Annotated in this window: 3 protein-coding genes and 1 pseudogene; 3 read left to right on the top strand and 1 reads right to left on the bottom strand. The window is 65.2% G+C overall.

Annotation, left to right across the window (positions count from 1 at the left end; genetic code table 11):
• A pseudogene (locus PDO_RS10720) lies at window positions 1-347 on the bottom strand (MBL fold metallo-hydrolase); the annotation flags it as partial.
• Between the two features lie 133 nt (window positions 348-480).
• Here PDO_RS10720 and PDO_RS10715 point away from each other — a divergent pair.
• The 3 genes from PDO_RS10715 to PDO_RS10705 all read left to right on the top strand — a co-directional run bounded on the left by PDO_RS10715 (window position 481) and on the right by PDO_RS10705 (window position 4,051).
• Entirely contained in the window at window positions 481-1,377 is an 897-nt protein-coding gene (locus PDO_RS10715; RefSeq protein ID WP_192814360.1) for a LysR family transcriptional regulator, read from the top strand.
• 105 nt (window positions 1,378-1,482) lie between these two features.
• Window positions 1,483-2,493, top strand: coding sequence for a P1 family peptidase (locus PDO_RS10710; protein WP_007601674.1), 1,011 nt, complete (start codon window positions 1,483-1,485; stop codon window positions 2,491-2,493).
• Window positions 2,494-2,665: 172 nt separating this feature from the next.
• A complete protein-coding gene (locus tag PDO_RS10705) occupies window positions 2,666-4,051 on the top strand; it encodes a bifunctional enoyl-CoA hydratase/phosphate acetyltransferase (RefSeq protein ID WP_007601672.1) in 1,386 nt (461 codons plus the stop codon).
• Window positions 4,052-4,128 lie beyond the last annotated feature (77 nt).

Below are 4,128 nucleotides of genomic sequence, written 5' to 3'. Positions count from 1 at the left end.
ATCAGGATGCGGCGCTCGCCATCCTCGATGAGATACTGGTTGAAAAGGAACCGCACGCCGCTTTGCCGGGCGGTGAACTGCGCGACGGCCGCCTTTTCGACCTCGTCCGCGGAACGTCCCGGAAAATAGTCGTAGGGCATATCGGCATAGCCGTCCGTCAGGGCTGTGACCGTAAAGCGGCCGATGCGGATCTGCGCCAGCGGCGTAACGCTGACCGGTGCCTTGGCGGCAGTCTGCGTCGTGGCAAGGGCCGGCGCGCCGCCGATCAGTCCGCCCGCAAGGAGGCTTCCCCCCATCAGGCTGAGAGGCAGGGCACTGGCAAAGGCGCGGCGTGAAAGTTGAGGCATGACTTTTCCCCTGGATCATTGGAAATAGGGGGCCGGCCAGCGACCCCTAGACGGAGTGAATGCTATGACATCCACAACCATTGGGGTATCCTGCCATCTATGGAGATTTCCTCTCACATTCTGGAAGGATTGGATGGATCGGTTTGAAGCAATGTCGATACTGCTGGCGGTCGTTGAGGCAGGCAGCCTCTCGGCCGGCGCGCGGCGACTCGGAGCACCGCTCGCCACGGTCAGCCGCAAGGTCGCAGATCTTGAAAAGCACCTTGGTGCGCGCCTGGTCCTGCGCACCCGCCGCGGCCTCGCCATGACGGAAGAGGGGCGCGCCTTCGTCGCCGCATCACGTCGCATTCTAGAGGAACTGGATGTGGCGGAGCGGCAAGCCAGCGGCGAATACCGCGCCTTGCGTGGCGGGCTGCATGTGACCGCACCGATTGCCTTTGGTGAGCGGCATCTGCTGCCCATTGTAATGGAATTTCTGAAAGAGCACCCCGACATAAACCTGCGCCTGACGCTCGCCGATCGGCAGCTCAGCCTGGCGGATGAACATGTCGATGTGGCCCTCAGGATTGGGCATCTCACGGACAGCGCCCTGATCGCGACGCGGCTCGGCACCGTCCGCCGGGTGCTCTGCGCGAGCCCCGACTATCTCGCCCGCAAAGGCGTGCCGGACCAACCGGATGACCTCGCCCAGCATGACGGCATAAGCTTTCAGGGCTTTGCCACGGCGCCGGAATGGCGCTACCGCCGGGACGGTGTGGCCTTCAGCATCGAGCCGCGCGCCAAACTCTCGGTCAACACGACACAGGCTGCCATTCAGGCCGCACTGGCCGGTATCGGTATTGTCCGCGTGCTGTCTTACCAGATCTCCGATCACCTGCGCTCCGGCGCGCTCCAGGAACTGCTGACGGAATTCGCACCGGAACCGCTGCCGGTCAACGTGATCCATGCACCAGCCGATCCCCTGCCGCTGAAAGTGCGGTGCTTCCTCGACTGGATCGCCCCCCGCCTGCGCGCGCAGATCGCTTGCTAGAACCCTGCTATCCAACCGACCGTCCGATTGTCTTAACCGCAAACGCCCCTTGATCCCGCCGCAGTCCCCCGCCACTCTCCGCTCAGCCATCCGGAGACATACACCATGCCCCACGCGCGCCTCAACCTCCTGACCGATGTTGCCGGTCTCTCCGTCGGCCATGCCACCGATCTCACTCTCGGCTCCGGCGTCACCGTCATCCTGTTCGATGAACCGGCGGTAGCCTCGGGCATCGTGCTCGGCGGGGCGCCGGGTGGGCGCGACACGGCGCTGCTCGATCCGTCGATGACGGTGCAGCAGGTCGATGCCTTCGTGCTGTCGGGCGGCTCGGCCTTCGGGCTCGATGCGGCCGGTGGCGTGCAGTCGGGGCTGAGGGCGATCGGCCGTGGCTTTGCGGTCGGCCCGGTCAAGGTGCCGATCGTGCCGCAGGCAATCCTGATGGATCTGCTGAACGGCGGCAACAAGGACTGGGGCCTGCATTCGCCCTACCAGGACATGGGTTATGCGGCGTTTCTGGCCTGCGCCATCGGTCGCTTCGATCTCGGCACGGTTGGCGCCGGCACGGGTGCCACGACCGCCAATCTCAAGGGCGGCATTGGCTCGGCCAGCGCCGTCTCCTCCTCCGGCCACACGATTGGCGCGCTCGTTTCCGTCAACGCCATGGGGTCGGTGACGATCGGCGACGGGCCGCATTTCTGGGCGGCTGCGTTCGAGGAAGGTGACGAATTCGGCGGGCTCGGCCTGCCGGCCAAGGTCAGCGCGGCTGACCGGGCCATGACCATCAAGGGCCTTCGCCTGACGGCAACGACCATCGGCGCGGTGGTCACTGATGCCAGGTTGGCCAAAGCCGACCTGCACCGGCTGTCGATCACCGCCCATGACGGGCTTGCCCGCGCCGTTCTGCCCGCCCATTTACCGCTCGACGGCGACACGCTGTTTACGGCATCGACCGGAAAGCGCGATCTTGTCAGCCCCGCCGATCTCCTGGAACTCTGCCATCTCGCCACGCTGGTCACCGCGCGTGCCATCGCCCGTGGCGTGCATGCCGCGACGGCATTGCCCTATCCGGACGCACAGCCGGCCTGGCGCGACCGCTGGGTCTTGCCCGGCACTTAGCTTTACGGACGCCTGGCTCTGGCCAGCCCTTAGACTTTAGCCCGAGACCGCTTGAGATAAGTCAAGGACAGGCGCCCTCCCGACCGGAATAGTGCCGGCATATTGCAGCGCAACATTGCGGCATGACCCGGCAAACCGCATGATGATCCGCCAGGAACCGGGACGATTTCAGATGGACGACATTGCCGACATGGAAAAACCGATCCTCACCAACCACACCTTCGAGGAACTGAAGGTCGGCGACAGCGCCGCGATCACGCGCCTGATCGGACCCGACGACATCGAACTCTTTGCGGCCTTGTCCGGCGACCACAATCCGGTTCCGCTCGGCCAGTCGCTGATCCCCGCCGGCATGGTATCGGCCGTGCTCGATACCCGCCTGCCCGGCCCCGGCACCATCTATCTCGGCCAGGATCTGCAGTTCCAGAAGTCGCTCGCTCCCGGCGACACGATCACCGCCACCGTTACCCTTGTCCAGAAACAGGCCGACGGCCAGACGGTGATCTTCGACACGCGCTGCGTCAACCAGCATGGTGAAACCGTGCTGGCCGGCCAGGCGCGGGTGAAGGCGCCGGAAAGACGTGTCGTCTGGTCGGAAAACTCCATTCCCGACGTCTCGCTGCAACGCCATGACCGCTTCGACGCGATTGTCGCTGAAGCAAGAGCCCTGCCGATGCTGAGGGCCGCGCTCGTCCATCCCTGCACGCCGGATGTGATCGAGGCCGCCGTCGAGATCCGCGACGAAGGCCTGATGGAGCCGATCCTGATCGGCCCGGAAGCCAAGATCCGTGCAGCGGCTGCCGAAGCCGGCATTGCGCTCGACGGCTTCGAGATCATGTCGACCGAACACAGCCATGCGGCGGCAGCGCTGGCCGTCGAGCTTGCCATTGCCGGCAAGGTCGGCTCGGTGATGAAGGGTAGCCTGCATTCCGACGAAATCCTCGGCGCGGTCGTTGCCGGCGGTTCCGGCCTGCGCACCGAACGCCGCATCAGCCATGTCTACGTCATGGACGTGCCGGCCTATTCGAAGCTGCTGGTGGTCACCGACGCCGCAATCAACATCGCCCCGACACTCGACCAGAAACGCGACATCTGCCAGAACGCCGTCGATCTCATGCACATGCTGGGGGTCGCCACGCCGAAGGTGGCGGTGCTCGCCGCCGTCGAAACGGTCAACGACAAGATGCCGGCAACGCTGGATGCCGCCGCCCTCACCGTGATGGCCGCACGCGGTCAGATCAAGGGCGCCCTGGTCGATGGACCGCTTGCCTTCGATATTGCCATCAGCCTGGAGGCGGCGCGCACCAAGGGCATCGTCTCATCCGTGGCCGGCGATGCCGACATCCTGCTGGTGCCGGATCTCGAAGCCGGCAACATGCTGGCCAAGCAATTGCTCTATTTCGCCAATGCCGATGCGGCAGCCCTCGTGCTCGGCGCCCGCGTGCCCATCATCCTGACCAGCCGCTCCGACAGCCTGCGGGTGCGCATGACATCTGCGGCGCTTGCCAAGCTCGTGGCGGCAAAACGCACGGCAGGCCTGGGGCTCGCCATTCGATGAGCGACAAACTGCTGCTGACGTTCAACGCCGGCTCCTCCTCGGTGAAGATCGGCCTGTTTGTCCGCCAGGGTGGCAAG

It is taken from the genome of Rhizobium sp. PDO1-076 (assembly GCF_000247475.1).
Classification (GTDB): Bacteria; Pseudomonadota; Alphaproteobacteria; order Rhizobiales; family Rhizobiaceae; genus Allorhizobium.
Note: the sequence above shows the minus strand (reverse complement) of the source record. Positions and strands in the feature narration are given on the sequence as shown.

Bases quoted from the DNA above. Each gene is read 5' to 3' on its own strand.
- PDO_RS10715 (WP_192814360.1), top strand. From the start codon at position 481: ATGGATCGGTTTGAAGCAATGTCGATACTGCTGGCGGTCGTTGAGGCA.
- PDO_RS10710 (WP_007601674.1), top strand. From the start codon at position 1,483: ATGCCCCACGCGCGCCTCAACCTCCTGACCGATGTTGCCGGTCTCTCC.
- PDO_RS10705 (WP_007601672.1), top strand. From the start codon at position 2,666: ATGGACGACATTGCCGACATGGAAAAACCGATCCTCACCAACCACACC.